Annotated in this window: 17 protein-coding genes; 6 read left to right on the top strand and 11 right to left on the bottom strand. The window is 66.7% G+C overall.

Going from position 1 to position 19,316, the window contains the following annotated elements; translation table 11 throughout:
* Nucleotides 1-3: 3 nt before the first annotated feature.
* A complete protein-coding gene (locus tag F9K20_RS09415) occupies nt 4-570 on the bottom strand; it encodes an SH3 domain-containing protein (protein WP_291000404.1) in 567 nt (188 codons plus the stop codon).
* A 207-nt stretch (nt 571-777) separates the two neighbouring features.
* On the opposite strand from F9K20_RS09415, the gene F9K20_RS09410 reads away from it, so the two are divergent.
* Nucleotides 778-1,776: a D-glycerate dehydrogenase gene (locus F9K20_RS09410; RefSeq protein ID WP_291000401.1), complete on the top strand. Its 999-nt coding sequence runs from the start codon at nt 778-780 to the stop codon at nt 1,774-1,776.
* Here F9K20_RS09410 and F9K20_RS09405 read toward each other — a convergent pair.
* The 5 genes from F9K20_RS09405 to coaBC form a co-directional block, all read right to left on the bottom strand.
* Nucleotides 1,773-2,273 carry a DUF4189 domain-containing protein gene (locus F9K20_RS09405; RefSeq protein ID WP_291000398.1) on the bottom strand — a complete coding sequence of 167 codons (501 nt, stop codon included), beginning with the start codon at nt 2,271-2,273 and terminating at the stop codon, nt 1,773-1,775. The genes F9K20_RS09410 and F9K20_RS09405 overlap by 4 nt on opposite strands.
* A gap of 15 nt (nt 2,274-2,288) precedes the next feature.
* Nucleotides 2,289-3,140, bottom strand: coding sequence for a molybdopterin-synthase adenylyltransferase MoeB (locus F9K20_RS09400; protein ID WP_291000395.1), 852 nt, complete (start codon nt 3,138-3,140; stop codon nt 2,289-2,291).
* Nucleotides 3,141-3,308: 168 nt separating this feature from the next.
* Nucleotides 3,309-4,310: a cysteine synthase A gene (cysK, locus tag F9K20_RS09395; protein ID WP_291000392.1), complete on the bottom strand. Its 1,002-nt coding sequence runs from the start codon at nt 4,308-4,310 to the stop codon at nt 3,309-3,311.
* 115 nt (nt 4,311-4,425) lie between these two features.
* The gene (dut, locus tag F9K20_RS09390; protein WP_291000389.1) at nt 4,426-5,019 is read right to left on the bottom strand and encodes a dUTP diphosphatase; all 594 of its coding nucleotides are present in this window, start codon (nt 5,017-5,019) and stop codon (nt 4,426-4,428) included.
* On the bottom strand, nt 5,016-6,260 hold the full coding sequence (gene coaBC, locus F9K20_RS09385; protein WP_291000386.1) for a bifunctional phosphopantothenoylcysteine decarboxylase/phosphopantothenate--cysteine ligase CoaBC: 1,245 nt from the start codon (nt 6,258-6,260) through the stop codon (nt 5,016-5,018). The genes dut and coaBC overlap by 4 nt, the downstream gene beginning before the upstream one ends.
* Nucleotides 6,261-6,415: 155 nt before the next feature.
* On the opposite strand from coaBC, the gene F9K20_RS09380 reads away from it, so the two are divergent.
* The 4 genes from F9K20_RS09380 to glpD all read left to right on the top strand — a co-directional run bounded on the left by F9K20_RS09380 (nt 6,416) and on the right by glpD (nt 11,062).
* The gene (locus F9K20_RS09380) at nt 6,416-7,057 is read left to right on the top strand and encodes a tetratricopeptide repeat protein (RefSeq protein ID WP_291000383.1); all 642 of its coding nucleotides are present in this window, start codon (nt 6,416-6,418) and stop codon (nt 7,055-7,057) included.
* A 325-nt stretch (nt 7,058-7,382) separates the two neighbouring features.
* Nucleotides 7,383-7,637, top strand: coding sequence for a DUF4212 domain-containing protein (locus F9K20_RS09375; RefSeq protein WP_291000380.1), 255 nt, complete (start codon nt 7,383-7,385; stop codon nt 7,635-7,637).
* Between the two features lies 1 nt (nt 7,638).
* Nucleotides 7,639-9,549: a hypothetical protein gene (locus tag F9K20_RS09370; RefSeq protein ID WP_291000377.1), complete on the top strand. Its 1,911-nt coding sequence runs from the start codon at nt 7,639-7,641 to the stop codon at nt 9,547-9,549.
* Nucleotides 9,550-9,574: 25 nt separating this feature from the next.
* On the top strand, nt 9,575-11,062 hold the full coding sequence (gene glpD / locus F9K20_RS09365; protein WP_291000375.1) for a glycerol-3-phosphate dehydrogenase: 1,488 nt from the start codon (nt 9,575-9,577) through the stop codon (nt 11,060-11,062).
* A 6-nt stretch (nt 11,063-11,068) separates the two neighbouring features.
* Here glpD and F9K20_RS09360 read toward each other — a convergent pair whose 3' ends face one another.
* Nucleotides 11,069-12,871, bottom strand: a complete 1,803-nt coding sequence (locus F9K20_RS09360; protein WP_291000373.1) for an AsmA-like C-terminal region-containing protein — start codon at nt 12,869-12,871, stop codon at nt 11,069-11,071.
* A 446-nt stretch (nt 12,872-13,317) separates the two neighbouring features.
* Here F9K20_RS09360 and F9K20_RS09355 point away from each other — a divergent pair, with 446 nt between their 5' ends.
* Complete coding sequence (locus tag F9K20_RS09355; RefSeq protein WP_291000370.1) at nt 13,318-14,358, top strand: succinylglutamate desuccinylase/aspartoacylase family protein; 1,041 nt, start codon at nt 13,318-13,320, stop codon at nt 14,356-14,358.
* Between the two features lies 1 nt (nt 14,359).
* Here the strand turns inward: F9K20_RS09355 and F9K20_RS09350 are convergent, their stop codons facing one another.
* From F9K20_RS09350 to F9K20_RS09335, 4 genes are all read right to left on the bottom strand, one after another.
* Nucleotides 14,360-16,120 carry an iron ABC transporter permease gene (locus tag F9K20_RS09350; protein WP_291000368.1) on the bottom strand — a complete coding sequence of 587 codons (1,761 nt, stop codon included), beginning with the start codon at nt 16,118-16,120 and terminating at the stop codon, nt 14,360-14,362.
* Between the two features lie 46 nt (nt 16,121-16,166).
* Nucleotides 16,167-16,625, bottom strand: a complete 459-nt coding sequence (locus F9K20_RS09345) for a hypothetical protein (protein ID WP_291000366.1) — start codon at nt 16,623-16,625, stop codon at nt 16,167-16,169.
* 65 nt (nt 16,626-16,690) lie between these two features.
* On the bottom strand, nt 16,691-17,737 hold the full coding sequence (locus F9K20_RS09340; RefSeq protein ID WP_291000364.1) for a Fe(3+) ABC transporter substrate-binding protein: 1,047 nt from the start codon (nt 17,735-17,737) through the stop codon (nt 16,691-16,693).
* 152 nt (nt 17,738-17,889) lie between these two features.
* Nucleotides 17,890-19,179 (bottom strand): HAMP domain-containing sensor histidine kinase, encoded by a 1,290-nt coding sequence (locus tag F9K20_RS09335; RefSeq protein ID WP_291000361.1) that lies wholly within the window; start codon nt 19,177-19,179, stop codon nt 17,890-17,892.
* Nucleotides 19,180-19,316 lie beyond the last annotated feature (137 nt).

Genomic DNA, 19,316 nt, shown 5'->3' with positions numbered 1-19,316 from the left:
ACCTCACTTCAGCACCTCGCCCTCGTAGACTCCCCACAACTTGTTCTGCTCGATGTAGCCTTGGAACTTGTCGATGCTGACGCGGCACCAGCGTCCATCGCAGGTCGAAAGGTTAGCGATGACGCCCGCCTCGATCATGGCCACGGGACGGGCGTGCTCGCTGTCGTTGCGGCGCAACGCCACCTTGGGCACCGGAGTGCCCTGCTTGATCTCCCATGGCAGCACCAATGCCGTACGCCTGCCCGACAAGAACGATTGCAGCACCCACCCGGCGGCCCCATCGGCGTCGCGTACCTGTCGCCAGCCCTCGAATTCCTTGATCACCTCGAGCGGCAAACCGGCGCGGCGATAGACCCACGCCGTCGGGTAATCAGTGCCGGGTCCCTTGCGCATATTGACGCGATCGGACTTGAGGCTGACGAAGCGGGGAACGGGCAAACCGCTGCCGCCGGGGAAGCTTGACCCGGCGCCAGTCGGCTGCCATGCGGCGAGTGCGGTCGCAGCCAGAACCGTCATCGCCGCCAGCGCATTGCGAAACAGATTGTGCGCTGCCGTTGCCTGCCTTCGCATTCTCGCCTCGTCATTGGTCCGGGTAAGGAGAATCGCTGGGTGAATTCTTAGGTGTCCTCTCGGACCAGTCTGCTCTTGCCGTCGCTCAGAGAAAATCCCGCACTTTGTCATCGCAATGACGTTCTGTTAGACCTGCCTGAACGAGAGCTAATTCGACTGGCCCCTTCCAGACCCCCCATCCTCCAAGAGCCAACAGCGAACCCCCCGATGCCGAACAGCGCCCGAAAGCCAATCGTCATTGTCACGCGCAAGCTGCCCGATGTCGTCGAAACCCGCATGCGCGAGCTGTTCGACGCGCGGCTCAACGTCGACGATGCGCCCCTGACGCAGAGCCAGATCGCCGAGTCGCTCAAGATCGCCGACGTATTGGTGCCCACGGTTACGGACCGCATCGATCGCGCCGTGATCTCCCAAGCCGGACCGCAGCTGCGGCTGATCGCCAACTTTGGCACCGGCGTCGACAACATCGACCTCGATACGGCCCGCAACCGCGGAATTACAGTCACCAATACGCCGGGAGTTCTCACCGAGGACACCGCCGACATGACCATGGCACTGATCCTCGCCACCCCACGCCGGCTGGTGGAAGGAGCCGACTACCTCAAGGACCAGAAGAATACCTGGAGCGGCTGGTCGCCGACATGGATGCTCGGCCACCGCATCTACGGCAAGCGGCTCGGCATCATCGGCATGGGACGTATCGGCTCGGCGGTGGCACGTCGCGCCAAGGCGTTCGGCCTGCAGATCCACTACCACAACCGCCGCCGTGTTTCTCAGGACTTGGAGAAGGAGCTCGAGGCGACCTACTGGGAAAGCCTCGATCAGATGCTGACGCGGGTCGACATCGTCTCCGTGAACTGTCCGCATACCCCCGGGACCTATCACCTGCTTTCGGCCCGCCGCCTGCGGTTGTTGAAGCCGTCGGCCTATATCGTCAACACTTCGCGCGGCGAGGTCATCGACGAGAACGAGTTGGCGCGGCTCATCGAGGCCGGCGCCATCGCGGGCGCGGGGCTCGACGTGTTCGAGCATGAGCCGGCGGTCAACCCCAAGATTCTCAGCTCGGAACGGGTCGTGGCGCTGCCGCACATGAGCTCGGCGACCATCGAAGGCCGCATCGACATGGGCGAGAAGGTGATCATCAACATCAAGGCGTTCCTCGACGGCCACGCCCCGCCCGACCGCGTCCACCCGGCGATGTTCTAAGGCGCGCGCGCCGTGGTCGAGTCTAGGCGGCCATCCCCGCAGACGGTCGTGCGCAGCTGGCAGGTGCCGCGGGCGCGCCGATCGGCATTGCAGCGCCCGAGCGCCAACCGCTCGGCATCGCTGGGCGTAAGGCCGCCGCCCGAGTAGGTGATCTTTCGCTCTTTGGCGATGCGCCCCGACGCGATGGCCGCGCAGACCTCGCCGCGAAAGCTCACGGCTTCGCAGGCTCCGCGCCCGAGGGCGGCACACTCGGCGCGCACTTTTTCCTCAGCCTCGAGGCGCGAGCCGATCTTCCACACCGAGAAGAACGAGCCATCGGGTGCGAAGGCGATGGCGCCGAACTCGGGCGCCTTTTCGGGTACCGGTGCGGGTGCGATCGACAATTGCGGCGGCTGCTCAGGCTCGGCACGCGCCTCGAGGTCGAAACCGGGCAGCGGCAGCAGGACGGCGGCGACAATTGTCAGGAGCAAGGTGTGCAACATCCGTAAGAGCAACATGGAAGCGCTATCCTCTCATGCCGCGCATGTCGAGTTGTGCTTCGTCGCCGCATGGATTGAAAGGTCGGTTATCGTCGGGTTGCGGCCACTGATCGGATTTTCCGGATCCCAGGTGATCGACAGCGTCTCGAAGCGCGCCGCGAGTGCATCGTACATCAGCAGGCGGCCAGCCAGGGTCGACCCGATGCCGAGGATTTCCTTCAGTATTTCTGTTGCTTGCAGCGTGCCGATGACGCCGACGACGGCCCCCAAGACTCCAACCTCGGCGCAGTTGGGCAGCGTGCCGGGCGGCGGCGCCTCGGGGAACAGGCAGCGGTAGCTGGGGTAGGGGGTCCCGTCCGCGTCACGCTCGTGCGGCTTGAAGGTCGATACATAGCCGTCGAACGGGCCCACGGCACCGAACACCAGCGTGCGCTTGGCGAGGTAGCAGGCGTCGGAGACGAGGTAGCGCGTCTCGGCGTTGTCCGAGCCATCGGCGACGATGTCGTAGCGGGCGATGATCGCGGCGGCATTGCCGGCATCGAGGCGCGCCTCGATCGGCTCCACAACGACGTGCGGATTGATGCGGCCTATCGCATCGCGCGCGCTCGCCACCTTCGCTTCACCGACGTGGGTCGTGTCGTGGACGATCTGGCGCTGCAGGTTGTCGAGCGACACGCGGTCGTCGTCGACGATGCCGATGGTGCCGATGCCGGCCGCGGCGAGATATAGAGCGAGCGGCGAGCCGAGGCCGCCGGCCCCGACGATCAGCACGCGGGCGCTCTTGAGCCGCTGCTGGCCTTGGCCGCCCACCTCCTTCAGCACGAGGTGGCGCTTGTAGCGCTCGATCTCCTGCGCCGAGAGCCGCGGTGATGCTTTGTCCTGCATGCCGCTAGGTTAGCGCAACTGACCCTGGCCGTCAGCGGGCGGCGGCCTATTCTTCCGCGCCGCACGCCGCCCATTCGGCCAAGATAGTTACGATGCGCGCGCAAAAAAGAAGGGCCCCCGGGGAGGACAAGCCCGGGGGGCAGCAACGCCGATAGATTCGCGACGCAATTAGGTGGGCTTGCTCGGGTCGAGGAAGAGATCGCTGGTGTAGTAGCGCTCGGCCGACGACGGCGCGAAGGTGACGATCGTCTTGCCGGCGTACTCCGGCCGCTCGGCAACGGAGAGCGCTGCTGCCACGTTGGCACCGGTGGAGATGCCGCCCGGGATGCCTTCCACTTTGGCGACGAGGCGCGCGACCTCGAACGCCTGCTCGCTCGACACGGTGACGATCTCATCGATGAAGCTGGTGTCGAGGATCGAGGGGATGAAACCGGCGCCGATGCCCTGGATCTTGTGCGGCCCGCGCGGCTTGCCGGACAGCACCGGGCTGGTCGTCGGCTCGACGGCGATGATCTTGAGGTCAGGCTTGCGAGGCTTCAGTGCTCGTCCGCAACCTGTCAGCGTGCCGCCCGTGCCGACGCCGATCACGAGGGCATCGACCTTGCCATGCGTGTCGTTCCAGATCTCCTCGGCCGTCGTCAATTCATGAACGAGCGGGTTGGCCGGGTTATCGAATTGCCCGGGGATGACGGCGTTGGGGATCGTCTTGGCGAGCTCGTTGGCGCGCTCCACCGCTAGTGGCATGCCGCCCGGGCCCGGCGTCAGCTCCAATTCCGCGCCAAGGTGGGTCAGGATCTTGCGCCGCTCCATCGACATGGTTTCCGGCATGACGAGAATCAGCCGGTAGCCGCGCGCCGCGGCGACGAAGGCGAGACCGATGCCGGTGTTGCCGGACGTCGGCTCGACAAGCACCGTCTTGCCTGGCGTGATCTTCCCCTGCGCTTCGAGGGCGTCGATCATCGATACGCCGATGCGGTCTTTGACCGACGACAGCGGGTTGAAGAACTCGAGCTTCAAGAGAATGTCGGCTTTGACTTTGGCCGCACTCGTTATCTTCGATAGGCGGACGAGCGGCGTGTGCCCAATGGTTTCGGCGATCGAATCGTAGACGCGGCCGCGGCCCCACGTCTTGGTGGCGGCAAGGGTCTTGATCTCGGGGGTATCGTTCATCGCGGGGGTGCCTCGTATCAGCGGCCGAGTGATTGACTGCCGCGGCCGATGGCAAGATCAGTCGCGGCAATCGCACGTTGGGCGAAAGGCCGACGCTGTCAAGAAGCGGCGTCGATCAGCGATTGCCGGTCCGAGGCCTGACCGGACTTGTTTTTTTTCGCGGGCCGGCAGGCGGAGGGATGGATTTCTTTTGAGGTGCGGTTCTGCGGGATTGGGCGTTCTCATTGGCTCCTGTCGAGCCAAATCCCCCCGCGCCGCGCGCCGTAGCGGAGATCTCCTCCACCTCGACCAGCTGGGCATGCGTCACCGGGCTGACGACGAGCTGCGCAATGCGCTCGCCGCGGCGGACCTCGAACGGGGCCTGCCCGAGGTTCGCCAGCACGACGCGCACCTCGCCGCGGTAGTCGCAGTCGATGGTGCCGGGGCTGTTGAGCACCGTGACGCCGTAGTTGAGTGCCAGCCCCGAGCGCGGCCGCACCTGCGCCTCGTATCCCGGCGGCAGCTCGATGATGAGGCCGGTCGGCACGAGCGCGCGCGCGCCGGGTGCCAGCGTCATCGGGCTGCGCGCATCGAGCGCGGCAAACAGATCCAGCCCCGCAGCGCCCTCCGTTTGATACGCGGGGAGCGGCAGGCCGCTGCCGTGCGGCAAGCGCACGACCCTTACGCGGGCGCGCAGATTGGCCTTTGTGTGTTGACGCGACGTGGTCATTCGGCCGCCGCCGCGCTATGCCGCAAAAACTCGGCGGCGCGCAGCATGAGGCGCCGGGCGACTTCGTCCTTGCTGAGCGTCGGCCAATCCTCGATGCCGTCGGCCGTGACAAGATGCACCGTGTTGCCGTCGCCGCCGAATACGCCGCGCGATGGCGAGACGTCGTTGGCGACGATCCAGTCGGCACCCTTCGCCTTGCGCTTCTTGGCGGCTTCGCTCGTCACGTTCTCCGTCTCGGCGGCAAAGCCGATGACGAGCGTCGGGCGACCAGAGCGCGACTTGCCCACGGTGGCCAGGATGTCGGGGTTCTCGACGAGCTCGAGGCTCGGCTTGGCGCCCGACTTCTTTATCTTCTCGCGCGGTGCCGACGCAGTGCGCCAGTCGGCAACGGCGGCGGCGAACGCGGCGATGCCGGCCGGCAGCGCCGCCTGCACCGCATGCAGCATCTGCTCGGCGGTCTCTACGCGCACGACGTCGACACTAGGCGGATCGGCCAGCGACACCGGGCCGGTAACGAGGGTGACGCGCGCCCCGAGCGCCGCTGCGGCGCGCGCGATGGCATGGCCTTGCTTGCCGGACGAGCGGTTGGCGATGTAGCGCACCGGGTCGATCGGCTCGTGCGTCGGGCCGCTGGTGACGAGCACATGCCGGCCCGCGAGTGGGCGCGCGCCAACCCGTGCCAGCGGCGAGCCTCGCCGCCCGGCGAGGATCTTGTTGGCCGCATCGATGATCTCCGGCACCTCGACCAGCCGCCCTGGGCCGGCCTCGTCGCGCTCGGCCATCTCGCCGGTGTTGGGCCCGACGAAATGCACGCCGTCGGCGCGCAACTGCGCGACATTGCGTTGCGTGGCAGGGTTGAGCCACATGCGCGGGTTCATAGCCGGCGCGAGGAGCACAGGCTTGTCGGTCGCCATTAGCACGGTCGAAGCCAAATCGTCAGCGTGCCCGCCCGCCATCTTGGCGATGAGGTCGGCGGTCGCCGGCGCGACGATCAACAGATCCGCCTCGCGCGACAGGCGAATATGGCCGATCTCCTGCTCGTCATTGAGGCTGAATAGGTCGGTGAACACGCGCTCTGAGGTGAGGGCGCCGACCGAAAGGGGTGTCACGAACTCGGTGGCGGCCCGCGTCATGACGGCGCGCACGGAGGCGCCCGCCTCGCGCAGTCGACGGATGAGATCGAGGCACTTGTAGGCGGCGATGCCGCCGCCGATGATGAGCAAAATGCGCTGTTGTTTCACGTGGGACGCTCGCAGGTCGCAGGGGACGAAAGCTAGCACAAATGCCGGCCGGAAGGGGTTAAGCGACGCCCTCGTAAGGGCGCTGGCGCCATCGCCCCGATAAGGCCATGTTTCCTATGGTTTCAAGGGGGGCCGGCCCAGCTCTGGGGAACGTGATGACCTACGCTAGGATCTTAGCCTCTATCGGCGCGCTTGCCCTCGGGGCAGCTACCGCGCTGGCAACCGTCGACAACCCCACGCTCGACTGCCTCAGCGACGACAACGAGCGGCGTATCAGCGGCTGCTCGGCCCTGATCGAGACGCCGGGGCTCCCCGACGATCAGCGCAGCCTCGCCTACGGAATGCGGGCGCTCGCCTATTCCCTGCTCGGCATATTTGACAAGGCCCTCTCCGATTACGACGCGGCCCTCAATATCAAGCCAGATTTTCCGCTGGCCCTGAACAACCGCGCCTGGTCCTACTACAAGCTGGGTCGCCCCCGTGACGGCATTGGCGACGTGGAAAAGGCGCTGCAGCTGGCTCCCGGCAGCCCCTATGCCCTCGATACCCGGGCCCACATCCACCAGGCGCTCGGTGATGCCAAGGCCGCTTTCGACGACTACGATCTGGCCATGCGCGCCGGAGGTTCACGCATCGTCAAGATGTACCAGTGCGGGCTCCGCTCCCAGGGCCTCTACTTCGGCGCGATCGACGGCGCCTATTCCTCGAGCGTGCGCCAAGCGATGCGCGCCTGCACCGGCAATCGCCATTGCGATCCGCTTCCATCCGATTCCGAATGCCGTCCCGAGGTTTCCTAAAGGCTTCGTGCCAGCCCTGACGCGTCGGCCGCAAATCGCTGCGCTGCATCAGAAGTTTTACCGCTCGGTACCGCTTGACGCAGTTCCTGTGCTCACACATGGTTCGGGGCCGGCGAATCGTGGACCGCTCTGTCGGCCCAGAAAAAGCAAATAGGTCCAAGTCTAGGGAGAGGATCCCAGGGCGGGGGGATGCGGGAGCGTATCGCCCCGCCTTTTAGTTTCCACGTCATGCATGCTCGAGTGCCACGAGGCTGTCGCAAAGGCCGGCGAACTTCGCGGCGGCGGAGCGGTGCGCACACCGCTGCGATGGACGATTGGGGGCTGGGTGCGCGGAAATCCGCAATCATCGGGTGGAGTGCAGGACGCCGGGCGGTTGCCTATCGTCGCGCTGCTACTGTGGGCGCTGCTCGCCTTCGTCGTGCCGAGCTTCGTACAGGCGCTCAACCTCGTCGACGTGCTCGCGTTTCCGCTCGGCTACTACCTGGCGGCGCAAGGCGTGCTCCTCGCCTTCGTAGCCATCGGTGTGGTGTCGGCGCGATGGCAGGATCGCCGCGCCGTGCGCGCCGCGAGGAAGCCCTGACATGCCGCTCGATGCCCCCAGCGCCGGTTCGCCGCGCTCGCGTGCGGAACCGCTGCTCGCCGGATTTGCGTTGGCGGTCGCGCTTGGCATCGCGGCCCTCGTGTTGCTAGCTCGGCTCGGTGCTTCCCAGACTTGGATCGACGGTGGGTATTGGGCCATGGGGATCGCCGTCGCAGCGGCCATTGCCATGGGCTCGGGAGCGCGCCGACCGAGCCTGGCTGCGCCGGTGTTCGGTGGCCTGGCTATTGCCTCTGCGACCGTCTCGGCCGCGTTCTTCCTGGCGCTCGCCGGGGCGATCTTCGCCTGGGGGCATGACGGTCTTGCCTTCCCCCTCGGGCTCGGCGCCGGCTGCCTGTTGTTGCAGCTGACGATCGCGCCGCGCTTGGCGCAGAGCGGGGCCCGCTCGCTGCTCGAGTTCTTTGCCGTGCGATATCCGGGCCGCGCCGCGCGCATGGCGAGCGCAGCCGTTGTCATCATATCGATGCTGACGCTTCTGGTCGCCGAGCTGATGGCCGCCGGCCTCATCGGCGTGCGCCTGCTCGGCATCGACTATGCGGCTGCTACCATCGTCGCCGCCGGCGCCGTGCTCGCTTGCTTCGTTGTCCGCGCTGCAGGCGGTGGTTCATTGCTCAACGGCCTTCTCTTTCCTGTCCTGCTCGTCGCCCTGCTGGTGCCGCTCGTGCAGCTGTCGGCTACATGGTACGACCTGCCGCTGCCGCAGCTCGCCTACGCCAACGCCTTGTGGCAGGTGCAAGGGCTGGAGGAGACGCTGCTCGAGCAGGAGCTCGCCGATCCGGCCTACATGAAGCCGATGCTAACGGCGTTCGTGTCGCTCACGCCGACGAATTTCCTGGGCATCGTTCTCGGGCTCGCAGTGGGCGTCGCGGTGCTGCCGAGCCTGTTGAACGAACAGCTCCTGGCCGCGCGGCCGGCGCGCGAAGCGCGCTGGTCGGCGTTGTGGGGGCTGATCTTCGTCGTTCTGCTGTTGACGCTCGTGCCGGCGGTTGCCGCTTACGCCAAGCTGTCGGTCGCGACCCTGATCGCCGACCGCACGCCGACCGCCGACCTGCCGGCGTGGATTTTCACCTACGGCAAGCTGGGGTTCGTCCACATCTGCGGTCGCGCGGCGACGGATGCGGCCGCCGTCGCGCAAGCGTGCGCCGCATTGCCCGACGTTAGCACCGCGCTGCGGTTACACGACCTGGCGCTCGACCCGGACATCGTCACGCTCGCTCTGCCGGAAATCACCGGATTGGATCCGGCTTTGCTGGGGCTCATCGCTGCAGCGGGCTTGGCGACCGCCTTGGCAACCGCGCACGGCCCGCTCGGCGTCATAGTAGGCGCCCTCATCGGCGATCGCTCGGCGGCCGCCGGCTCCGCCCCCCGAACGCAGCGCTTTACGTCATATGGCATTGCCGCGGCCATGCTCGCCGCGGCCGCCTTCGGTGCGCTGGCACGTCCGGCCGGCATCATCGAAGTTGCGACCTGGGCGTTCACGCTGGCAGCGGCGGGGCTGTTTCCCGCCCTCTTTGCCGCTCTCTGGTGGCATCGCGCCAGCGCCGAGGGCGCCGCCGCGGCCATGCTCGCCGGCCTAGTCGTGACTCTCATCTATCTCCTCGGCACCCACTACTTCGCCGTCCCGTTCTTCGAGGCGACATCGGGCCTGTCGAGCGCCGGACCCAGCGGCCAGGAATACTTCGCCGAGCTCAAGGAGGCGTGGCTGGCAGCCGAGCCCGGGGCGGCGAAAGAGGCGGCCTGGGCGGCGCTCGATGCCCACGCACGATCTAGCGCCGACTGGTGGGGCATCAGTAGCCTTGCCGCGGCGCTTCTCGCCCTGCCGGCGGGCATCGCCGCGCTCGTCGTCGTGTCGCTGGTGACACCGCCGCCCCGCGGCACGGAAACGGCGCCGTAAGCCCTCGCGTGCTAGTCTGACGCGTATGATTTACGACCTCGTCGTTGCCGGTGGCGGTATCAACGGTGCCGGCATCGCAGCCGATGCCGCCGGCCGCGGACTCTCCGTACTGCTTGTCGAAAAGGCCGATCTTGGCGGGGCGACGTCCTCGGCAAGCTCGAAGCTCATTCACGGCGGCCTCCGCTATCTGGAGCATTTCGAGTTCCGCCTCGTACGCGAGGCGCTGCAGGAGCGCGAGGTTCTGCTCGCCAATGCCGGTCATATCATCTGGCCGCAGCGCTTCATCCTGCCGCAAGTACCCGGCGGTCGTTCGTCGCTGATGCTGCGCGCGGGGCTATTCCTTTACGACCACCTCGGGCAGCGGCGACGCATCCCCGCGTCGGCATCACTGGATCTGCGACGCGACCCCGCCGGGCATGCGCTACGGCGGGAGTTGACGCACGGCTTCGCTTATTGGGACTGCCGCGTCGACGATGCGCGGCTGGTCGTGCTCAATGCGCGTGCGGCGGCCGACAGAGGCGCAGCCATAAAGACGCGCACGAGGCTTCGATCGGCACGTGCGCACGATGGCGTATGGCACGTTGAGCTCCATGACGCCGGCGGCGGCCTGGAGGTGAGGGCGCGAGTCCTCGTCAACGCGACCGGGCCGTGGGTGCGGGACGTCGACGGAGTTGTGCACACTGCTGCGCAGCAGCCGGCACCACTCCGACTCGTCAAGGGTAGCCATATCGTCGTGCCGCGCATTGAGGGGGCAAACGATGCCTACCTTTGCCAGAGCGCCGACGGCCGCGTCGTCTTCGCCATTCCCTACGAGGAGCGATTTACGCTCATCGGCACGACCGAGGTCACCTATGCCGGCGATCCGGCAGCCGCCGCCATCGGCCGCGAGGAAGAAGACTACTTGCTCGCCCTGACGCAGCAGTTCTTTGTCAGCCCACCGGCGCGCACCGACATCGTGTGGGCGTTTGCCGGCGTACGCCCTCTCTATGAGGACGACTCCACCGCCAGCGCCTCGGCCGTGACCCGCGACTATCGCTTCGAGCTGAGCGACACGGAAGGCGCGCCGCTGCTCACCGTGCTCGGCGGCAAGTTGACGACGTATCGCCGGCTCGCTGAAGCGGCGCTGACAAAACTCGCGCCGTATTTCCCCGCCATGAGGCCGTCGTGGACCGCATCTAGTCCACTACCCGGAGGTGACCTCGGCGCAGGCGGGCTCGCCGCGTTCATCAAGGACCTCTGCCGGAACCATCGCGGGTTCGATGCCGCATTCCTCGGGCGCCTGGCGCGCCGCTACGGCACGTTGGTCGACGATGTCCTCGACGGGGCGCGCAGCGCTGCGGACCTCGGAGCTCCGCTTGGCGGTGGCCTCACCGAGCGCGAGGTTCTCTATCTGCGCGAGCACGAATGGGCGCGCCATCCGGACGATGTCCTGTGGCGGCGGACGAAGTGCGGTTTGCACATGAACGCTGAGCAGCGCGCGGGCGCCGAGGCCGCCATCTCGCGACTGCTGTGACCAGGATCAGCCGGGGCTCGGTGGGCCATACTTCTGCGCGCCGCCCGCCGGCGGACCGGAGCGGATCGCCGGTGCCGACCACGGGCCATGCACGTTGATGATCTCGCGCCGTTGCAGCTTAAGCTCACCCGCGCCGACATCGCCGACGCTCGGCTTGGCGACGTCACCGACGGCGAGTTCGAGGTCGAGGCTTCGCTCGAGCAAGCTGATAGCGCCATCCGCCTTGAGGGCGCGCTCGCCCGACACCGCTTCCGCAGATTGCGTGCGAATGATGCCCTTGCTGACGATGAAGCGCGCATCCAGCTTGTCGACCGAGATGGCTCGCGTGCTCACGTCCTGCCATGCTGCCGCGGGCAATGGCTCGCTCTCAGTGGTAGCGAGCTTGTTGATGTCAAGGCCGACGCGGCCGCCTTCGGCGAGCGTGACGCACAGCTTGCCGTCGAGCGAGCGAAGCAGGCTATCACCGGTGTTGCCGGTCGCCGCGAGATCGACGGTGATGGCGCCACGTCCCTGCACGGTCGGATGTCCGAACACGGCCTGCACCGAGCGGCCCACGTCAGCCGCCTCGAATTTGGCCTGCACGCCGTAGTTCGGGTTGGCACCGCTCATATCGATACGGATTTGACCCCCGCCCCGCGTGCCGTCGTCGAACTCCAGCTCCGCGATATCGGCGAGCATCTTGCCGTCGCGCAGCGATACCGTCGCAGCGCTGCGTCCGATGGTGATTGCCGGCAGGGTGAGGCTGTCGGTGGAAATCCGGAAGTCCGCATCGATGGCTTGGATGAGCGGAAACTCCAGCCCGCTTGCACCTCTGACAGCCGCCAGGAAGCTGTCGTTCTTTACGGCCGTATCGGCGCCCTTCAAGTATTGCGTGAGGTCGAAAGTCTTGAGGCCGAGGGTACCTTCAACCGTCGGCCTTGCACCGGCGAAGTTGATCGACAGCGTTCCCGTGGCCCTGTTCTCGTCGAGGTCGATCGCGGCGTTCTGAAAGGCAACCGTGCGCTCGACCCATTCCAACTGACCTTTGGCGCGGAACGCGCCGAAGCCACGGCCCGCCGGCCAGTCGATGCCGAGCCAGCGCGCCGCAGCGCGTAGGTCCGTTGCTTTGAGCTCGGCCTGCGGCGACAGAAGCTGCGGGTTTTCGCCGAGGATCAGCCTGCCTTCGAGCGCCGCCGTCAGCGGCGCGCCCGCGAACGTGGCAGCGAGTGGACGCGACATGCCTTGCGAGTCGAGGCTGGCGCCGAGGGTAGTGTCAAAGGTGATCTTCTCGCCGCGGAAATCGAACGATCCCGATGCCTGGATGGCCCCATTCGGCTCCGAGGATATCGAAGCATCGACGTTGGTCAGCTCGACGCTGGAGCCGTCCGACATCTTGATGCGCACGGTGCTGTCGCGCACGATGAGTCCATCGAACTGCATCCTCTGCAGCGCCTTGACCAGCGGCGCCACCTCGTTGAGACCGGAGTCTTGCGAGAAGGTGGGCTCGCGGGTCGAGAAGTCGGTGGTGAAGGTAGCGCTCTCCAGTGTCAACTGCGGGCCACTGCCGGTGATGAGCATGGCGATCATCTGCCCGCCGCGCGCGAGTCCGGTACGGCTCGGCGGCACCGACAGCGTTCCGCCTTCGAGGTCGATCCTAGGTCCGGTCATGAGCCGCACCGGCGAGCTGAGGCTGTAGCTGTTGCTGGAGGCGGCGAGAACGGCGCCGCTCTGCAGCGCCAAGCGGTTATATCGATCGGTGAAGAGAAGAGGTGCGGCGAGTAGGATGACGAGGAAGCTCACTATGGCGAGCGCCCATGTGTAGCGTCGCATCGTTTGCCTCGGGCGCTTCATGGACCCCTGCCGCCTCAGCACACGCTACCCAGTGTCAACTCGCAAAGCTACCAGAGGAACGTACCGGCTCGAGCGGTCGACGTTGGTACCTTTAGCAGACGCTGTAGTCTTAAAGGTGGCTCCGCCGGGGTGCAAGCAGCGAGCTGTCCTTGCCGGCGCCATACGCCGCTTTTTCTTAACGCCCGACAATCTTTCCTATACCGCCGGCTCAGCGATGGCGAGATGCGCTGGGCGTCCTGCCCACGCTTTTTGAAAGCTTCTCATGCAGTTTCGTGTGGACACAGAATTCGCCCATCCCGCGGGCCATGAAATGGCGTGCGCCGCTTCACGCTGATGGAGAGCAGCGGGCGGCGTGGCTTGCGCCTAGCAGCCCCTCCGGTGCACCTTCGCCGCCGGATCGAGCGGGGAAACAGCGGAGCGTCGCCGTGAGGCAGCCGTTCGTCGTCGGAGGTTTGGCCGTCAAGCCTGGCGAGCGTCGGCTGGTCGACCTGCCAATTTCGAAGCTTTCTAATCATGCGCCCGTCACGCTGCCGGTGCATGTGCTGCACGGGGCGCAGCCGGGACCCACAATGTTCGTCTCCGCCGCGATTCACGGCGATGAGCTCAACGGCGTCGAGATCATCCGCCGGCTGCTGCGCACGCTCAATTCGCAGAGCATCAACGGGACGTTACTGTGCGTGCCGGTCGTCAACGTGTTCGGCTTCATCAGCCGCTCGCGCTACCTGCCCGACCGGCGCGACCTCAACCGCTCGTTTCCGGGCTCGGCCACGGGATCGCTGGCGGCGCGCCTGGCACATCTCTTCCTGAGCGAGATCGTCAAGCGCTCGCAGGTCGGCATCGATCTGCACACGGCGGCGATCCACCGCATCAACCTGCCGCAGATCCGCTGCGTGTTCCGCAAGCGCCCGCGCGTGCAGGAGCTCGGGCGGGCGTTCGGCGCCGAGGTGATGCTGGAAAGCCCGGAGCGGCCAGGGTCGTTGCGCGAAGCCGCGCGCGCGGCCGGCGTCGACGTTCTGAGCTATGAGGGCGGCGAGGGCCTGCGTTTCGACGAGTTCGCCATAAGAGCCGGCGTCGACGGCATCACGGGCGTGATGCTCAAGATGGAGATGCTCGACGTAGCCGAGGGCGTCGAGCCGCTGGCCGCCGAGCGGCGTGTCCCTGTGCTGATCAATGCCTCGAGCTGGCTGCGCTCGCCGGAAGGCGGCGTCTTCCGCACCACGAAGCGCATCGGCGACGGGGTCAGCGTGGGCGAGGTCGTCGGTCACGTCGCCAACCCCTACGAGGACACTGCCGTCGAAGTGCGCTCGCCGCGCCGCGGCATCATCATCGGGCGCACGACGCTGCCTATCGTCAACATGGGCGACGCACTGCTCAATATCGGCTGGTCCGAGGAGCTCTCCGACCGCGCCTCGCCGGAGCGGGAGGTGCTGGACGAGCCCTTCGATGAGGACGAGGTCGTCGACTAGCTCAGCGGCTGCTCCTCCCTGGACGCCCTCCGGCGATCGCCTCGTGCAGCAGCAGTACCGGGATTAGTCCGACGAGGACGATCGTCAACGCCCCCAGCGAGGCCTGCTCGAGCTGCTCGATGGAGGCGAGGCTGTAGACGTGCGTGGCCAGCGTCTCGAAGTTGAACGGGCGCAGCAACAGCGTCGCCGGCAACTCCTTCATGCAGTCGACGAAGACGAGCAGAGCGGCGGCGCCGAGTGGCGGTATGAGCAATGGCAGGTGCACGCGCCAAAGCACCGACAACGCACTTTCGCCCAACGTGCGGGCGGCAGCATCGAGGTTCGTCGATACGCGTCCGAGACCGGCCTCGATGGGCGCCAGCGCTACCGCGAGAAAGCGGATCACATAGGCGAGGGTGATGGCGAACAGCGAGCCGGATAGGAACAGGCCGGTCGACACGCCGAGGGTGGAACGCAACAAGGCATCGACGTGATTGTCGATGCCGGCGAGCGGGATGAGCAACCCGATGGCGAGCACCGTGCCCGGCACGGCGTAGCCGAGCGCGGCAACGCGCCCGGCCGAGCGGACAAAGCGGCTTGCAGAGACGCGGCGCGCGTAGGCCAGCGTCAAGGCCACGGCCAGCGCCACGCCAGCGGCGATCGTGGCAAGGAGCAGACTATTGCCGGCTGCCGGCAGGAACCCGCTGGATAGCGCGCCTTCCAGGTGTGCCGCGGCATCGGGGGCGATCACCAACACCGGTACCACGAACCCGAATACAAACGGCAGCGAGGCAAGTGCCGCAGTAAGCAGGCCTTTCCAGCCGGTGATCTCTTGAAATGGGATGGCGCGGTAGCGGCCGGTCGTATGGTGGCTGCGTGCGTCGCCGCGTGCCGCTCGTTCGATTGCGAACAGCCCGGCAACGAGCACCAGCATTACTGTGGCGAGCTGCGCCGCGCCGCCGATGTTGGAGCGTTGTACCCAGGTGGCAAAGATGCTCGCCGAGAGCGTGTCGACGCCGAGATACTGCACCGCGCCGAGGTCGTTGAGGCATTCCATGATGACCAGGGCGACGCCGGCGGCAATGGCCGGGCGCGCGATCGGCAGCGCTACGTCGGCGAAGGTGGCGAGCGGCGTGCGGCCGAGCGTGCGGGCAACCTCGAGCACACACACCGACTGCTGTGCAAAACTCGCTCGGGCTGTGAGGTAGACGTAAGGGTAAAGCACGGCCGAGAACACGAGGATGGCGCCGCCGAGCGAGCGAACGTGCGGAAACCAGTAGTCGCCGGCGCCGGTGAAGCCGAAGGCTGCGCGTAGCTGCGTTTGTACCGGCCCGGCGTAATCGAGCAGCTCCACATAGCAGTAGGCGATGATGTAGGTCGGCACCGCCAGCGGCAGCACGAGGAGCCGATCCAGCAGCTCGCGGGCCGGAAAGCGGTACATGGTGACGAGCCACGCGGTCGCCGTGCCGACAGCGAAAGTCAGAAGTCCGACGCCGCTCGACAGCAGGAGCGTACGCGCCAGCGATCCGGGCAGCACGGTCGAAGCCAGGTGCGGCCAGATGTTGTCGGAGGGGGAGAGCGCCAGCAGAAGCACCGTCGCGATCGGCAGCGCAACGACGAGAAGGATCGCAGCGACGATCGCAGTCCAGGCGGGCGACACCCTGCGCGTGCGCCGGTGAGCCTTGAATGCGGACGATAGCTGGCCGAGAAGAGTGCATGCCGCATCGAACAAGCGCGGCAAGCTGGCACGCGGCAACACCGGCTCAGGGCCCTGCACCATCATTGGCCGCGCCGCTTTCCGTCAGCTCGATTGCGCGCGCTCGGCACGCTCAGCAGAGGCTCCGCGCGCGTGGCGTCACCAGGCCGGCACCCATGAACACGGTGCCAGGCGAAAGCACCTGGCCTGCGTCTCGCAGGCAGCGCGCGAAGTTGTCGGCGCCCTCGATCGCCTCTTCCACCTCGTCGCACCCGAGCAGCGCCACCGCGCAGGCGCGGAAGGCAGGGCAGGTGCTGTGCTGGCACGCCGCTACCATGGAAATGGCGAGGCATTCGTCGCGGCAGAAGCGGCGGCACTGCGCCGGGTAGACCTCGATGCGGCGCTCGGCCGAATCTTGCACGGCGCGTACCCAGCAAGCCAGCTCCGTCATCAGCGGCTTGGCGGCGCGCGGCCCGACGGCGCGCGAGAACTCCTCCCAAGCGACCTCCCAGCAGCCGATGTCACTCGTCTGGAAGCCCTGCAGCCAGCAGCGGAAGCCCACACCCACCAGACGCTCGGCGGCGGGGAACATGGCGGCCGCCGGAATCGCGGAATCGCGGGACGGGCGGCCTCTCTGGAATGTATCGATCCTAGACATTAGATGTTCGGCCCCTGATCGAATTGAACACGGTCGATGAGCTCGGAAGCCCTTTTGCGCAACGCGGCAATCTTCGTGAGCGGGAGGGGATCTGCTTTCAGCGGTCCCCAGCTCTGCACCAGGGGGGAGGCCGCAACGCCGTCGGACGCGGGGTACTCGCCATTGGCTTCGGCGTAAATCCGCTGTGCTTCCGGCGAAGCGAGGAATTCCATCAACCGCCGCGCATTTTCTTTGTTGGGCGCGCTTGCGGTCATGGCCATGCCCGACACGTTGACGTGGGTGCCGCGATCGGCGGCGTTGGGGAAGACGATGCGCACAGCGTCCGCCCAGGACTTCTGGTCGGGGTTCTTCAGCATCGCAGCCATGTAGTAGGTATTGCCGATGGCGATGTCGCACAGCCCGGCCTGCACGTCGCGCACGGCCTCACGGTCACCGCCGGCAGGGCGCCGCGCCAGGTTGGCTCTGAGGCCGGTCAGCCATTTCTCGGTTGCTTCCTCGCCATGGTGGGCAATCATCGAAGCGACCAGCGCGACATTGTAGGTGTGCTGACCCGAGCGGATGCAGATTTTGCCCCGCCACTTCGGATCGGCGAGCTCCTCGTAGGTGATGGCGTCCTGCTTGACGCGGTCCTTGGAGGCGTAGACGACGCGAGCGCGCCGCGTGAGGCCAAACCACTGGTCCTTGTCGTCGCGCAGCGCCGCGGGAATTTCCTTGGCCAGCACCTCCGAGTGGACCGGCTGCGTGACGCCGGCGCCGACCGCCTGCAGCAACAGACCGGACTCGTTCGTCAGTAGAACGTCGGCGGGGCTGTTCTTGCCTTCGGCGGCCAGGCGCTCGATAAGACCATTGGTAGAGAACACCACGTTGGTCTTGATGCCCGTTTCCTTGGTGAACTGAGCGAGCAGCGGATTGATCAACCCCGGCTCGCGATAGGAGTAGATGTTGACCTCGCCCGACGCCTGGGCCGGTGGGGTGAACGTGGTGCTGGCTAGAGTGAGCACGGCGGCAAGGGCCGCGCTGCGCAAGAGGGCGCTGTATGACCGCATCGGTGGCTCCAATAGTCGGGGTTCAAGGCCCCGGTATCGGCTGATTGTCTCGCGGGGCGCGAGTGGCAGACCCCGCACTGCGATCATCCCTAACGTGCACTCGTGGACACAGTCAACAAAAGTGGACGCAATCCGAATAGATTAGAAATCGTCTAATTCGAAAGGGCCGTGCGCGGGATGACGCGGTCGCGCGGAAAGACAAGTGCTACCGCCGTGCCCTCGTTCAGCGCACTGTCTATCTCGAGCCGCGCGCCGTTGGCTTCGGCGAGGCTGCGTGCGAGAGGCAGCCCGATACCGTGACCGCCCGCCTCCTTGCGTTGTGGGTTGGCCGGAACCTCCGCCTTGAGCGCAGCGTCGATCGCCTCATTGCTCATGCCGACACCGGTATCCTGTACGGCGATGAAGACCGAGCGATCGAACCCGAGCCCGGTCACGACGCGCACGTCGCCGCCGCGCGGGGTGAACTTGATCGCGTTGCTCAACAGATTGAACAGCACCTGCTTGACCGTCGTCGCGTCGGCGCGCACGCGGGGCAACTGGCTGTGATACTCGGGCCTCAGTTCGAGGCCCGCCTCCTCGGCGAGCGGACGCATCGCCGAGACGGAGCTTTCAGCAAGGGCGTTGAGGTCGAGCTCGGCCGGTTGCAAGCTGCTTTCTGGTTGCTCCTCGCTGTCGCCGCCCAACAGGCGGTTGATCAGCGCCAGCGCATGGCGTGCGTTGTCGTGGATGTCGGATGTGTAGCCGCGATAGCGCTCGTTGCCGATGGTCCCGAAGCGCTGATCCTTCATGATCTCGGCAGCGGCGGCGATGGCGCTCAACGGCGTACGCAACTCGTGCGCCAACTTCGACACTTGCGCCGAGCGGTCGCGCGACGGCGGCCGCGAGTCGGGCGCCTCGGCCTCGTCGGTGTCGGCAGTGGCAACCGGCTGTCCGCGCCCGCCGGCGAAGCCGCTGCGAATGGCGCTGGCGATCTTCGTCATCGTCGCGGCGTCGTCCGCGGACGAGGTGACGGGCGGAGGCAGAATGCTGGTCGCCTGCGTCGTTACGGCGGGAGCCGACCGCTTCGGCACCCCGGAGGCAATGCTCACGAGCACGAGTGCCGACGGTGCAGTCGTTTCCGTGGCCTCCGGCACCGCGGCCACATCGCACACGAGGCTCTCGGCGCCATAGGCGGTCCAGAAGATGAGCGGCACGCGGCGCCCACCATTGAGCGGCTCGCGCAGCATGGCGCGCAAGCGCACGAGGCCGGGCATGGCCGCATCGAGCGTACCGGAGGCGGCGTCGGGGCGCAGGCCGAGGCGGGCGGCGCCGGCCGCATTGGCGGCGAGCACGCGGCCCTTGGCCGGATCGATGATCCACGCGGGATCGGCACAGCCCGCAAGCACCTTCTCGGGGCCGGCTCCGGTCGATGGCAGCGATGCGCGCGGGCCGTCTGCTGGCATGAGCGAAACACCAAGGCTTCAAATCTGTTAGCGCGATGAGCCGCTTCCGTCCACGAGCCGAAAGCTGCGCCGTCCGGTATCCACATTCATTTCGCGACCCTTCGAGGGCAGAACGAGGTATATTTGCCCCCGGCCCG

Origin of the sequence: Hyphomicrobium sp., assembly GCF_009026145.1 — a bacterium.
GTDB lineage: Bacteria > Pseudomonadota > Alphaproteobacteria > Rhizobiales > Hyphomicrobiaceae > Hyphomicrobium_A.
This window is presented reverse-complemented; position numbering and strand designations above follow the sequence as displayed.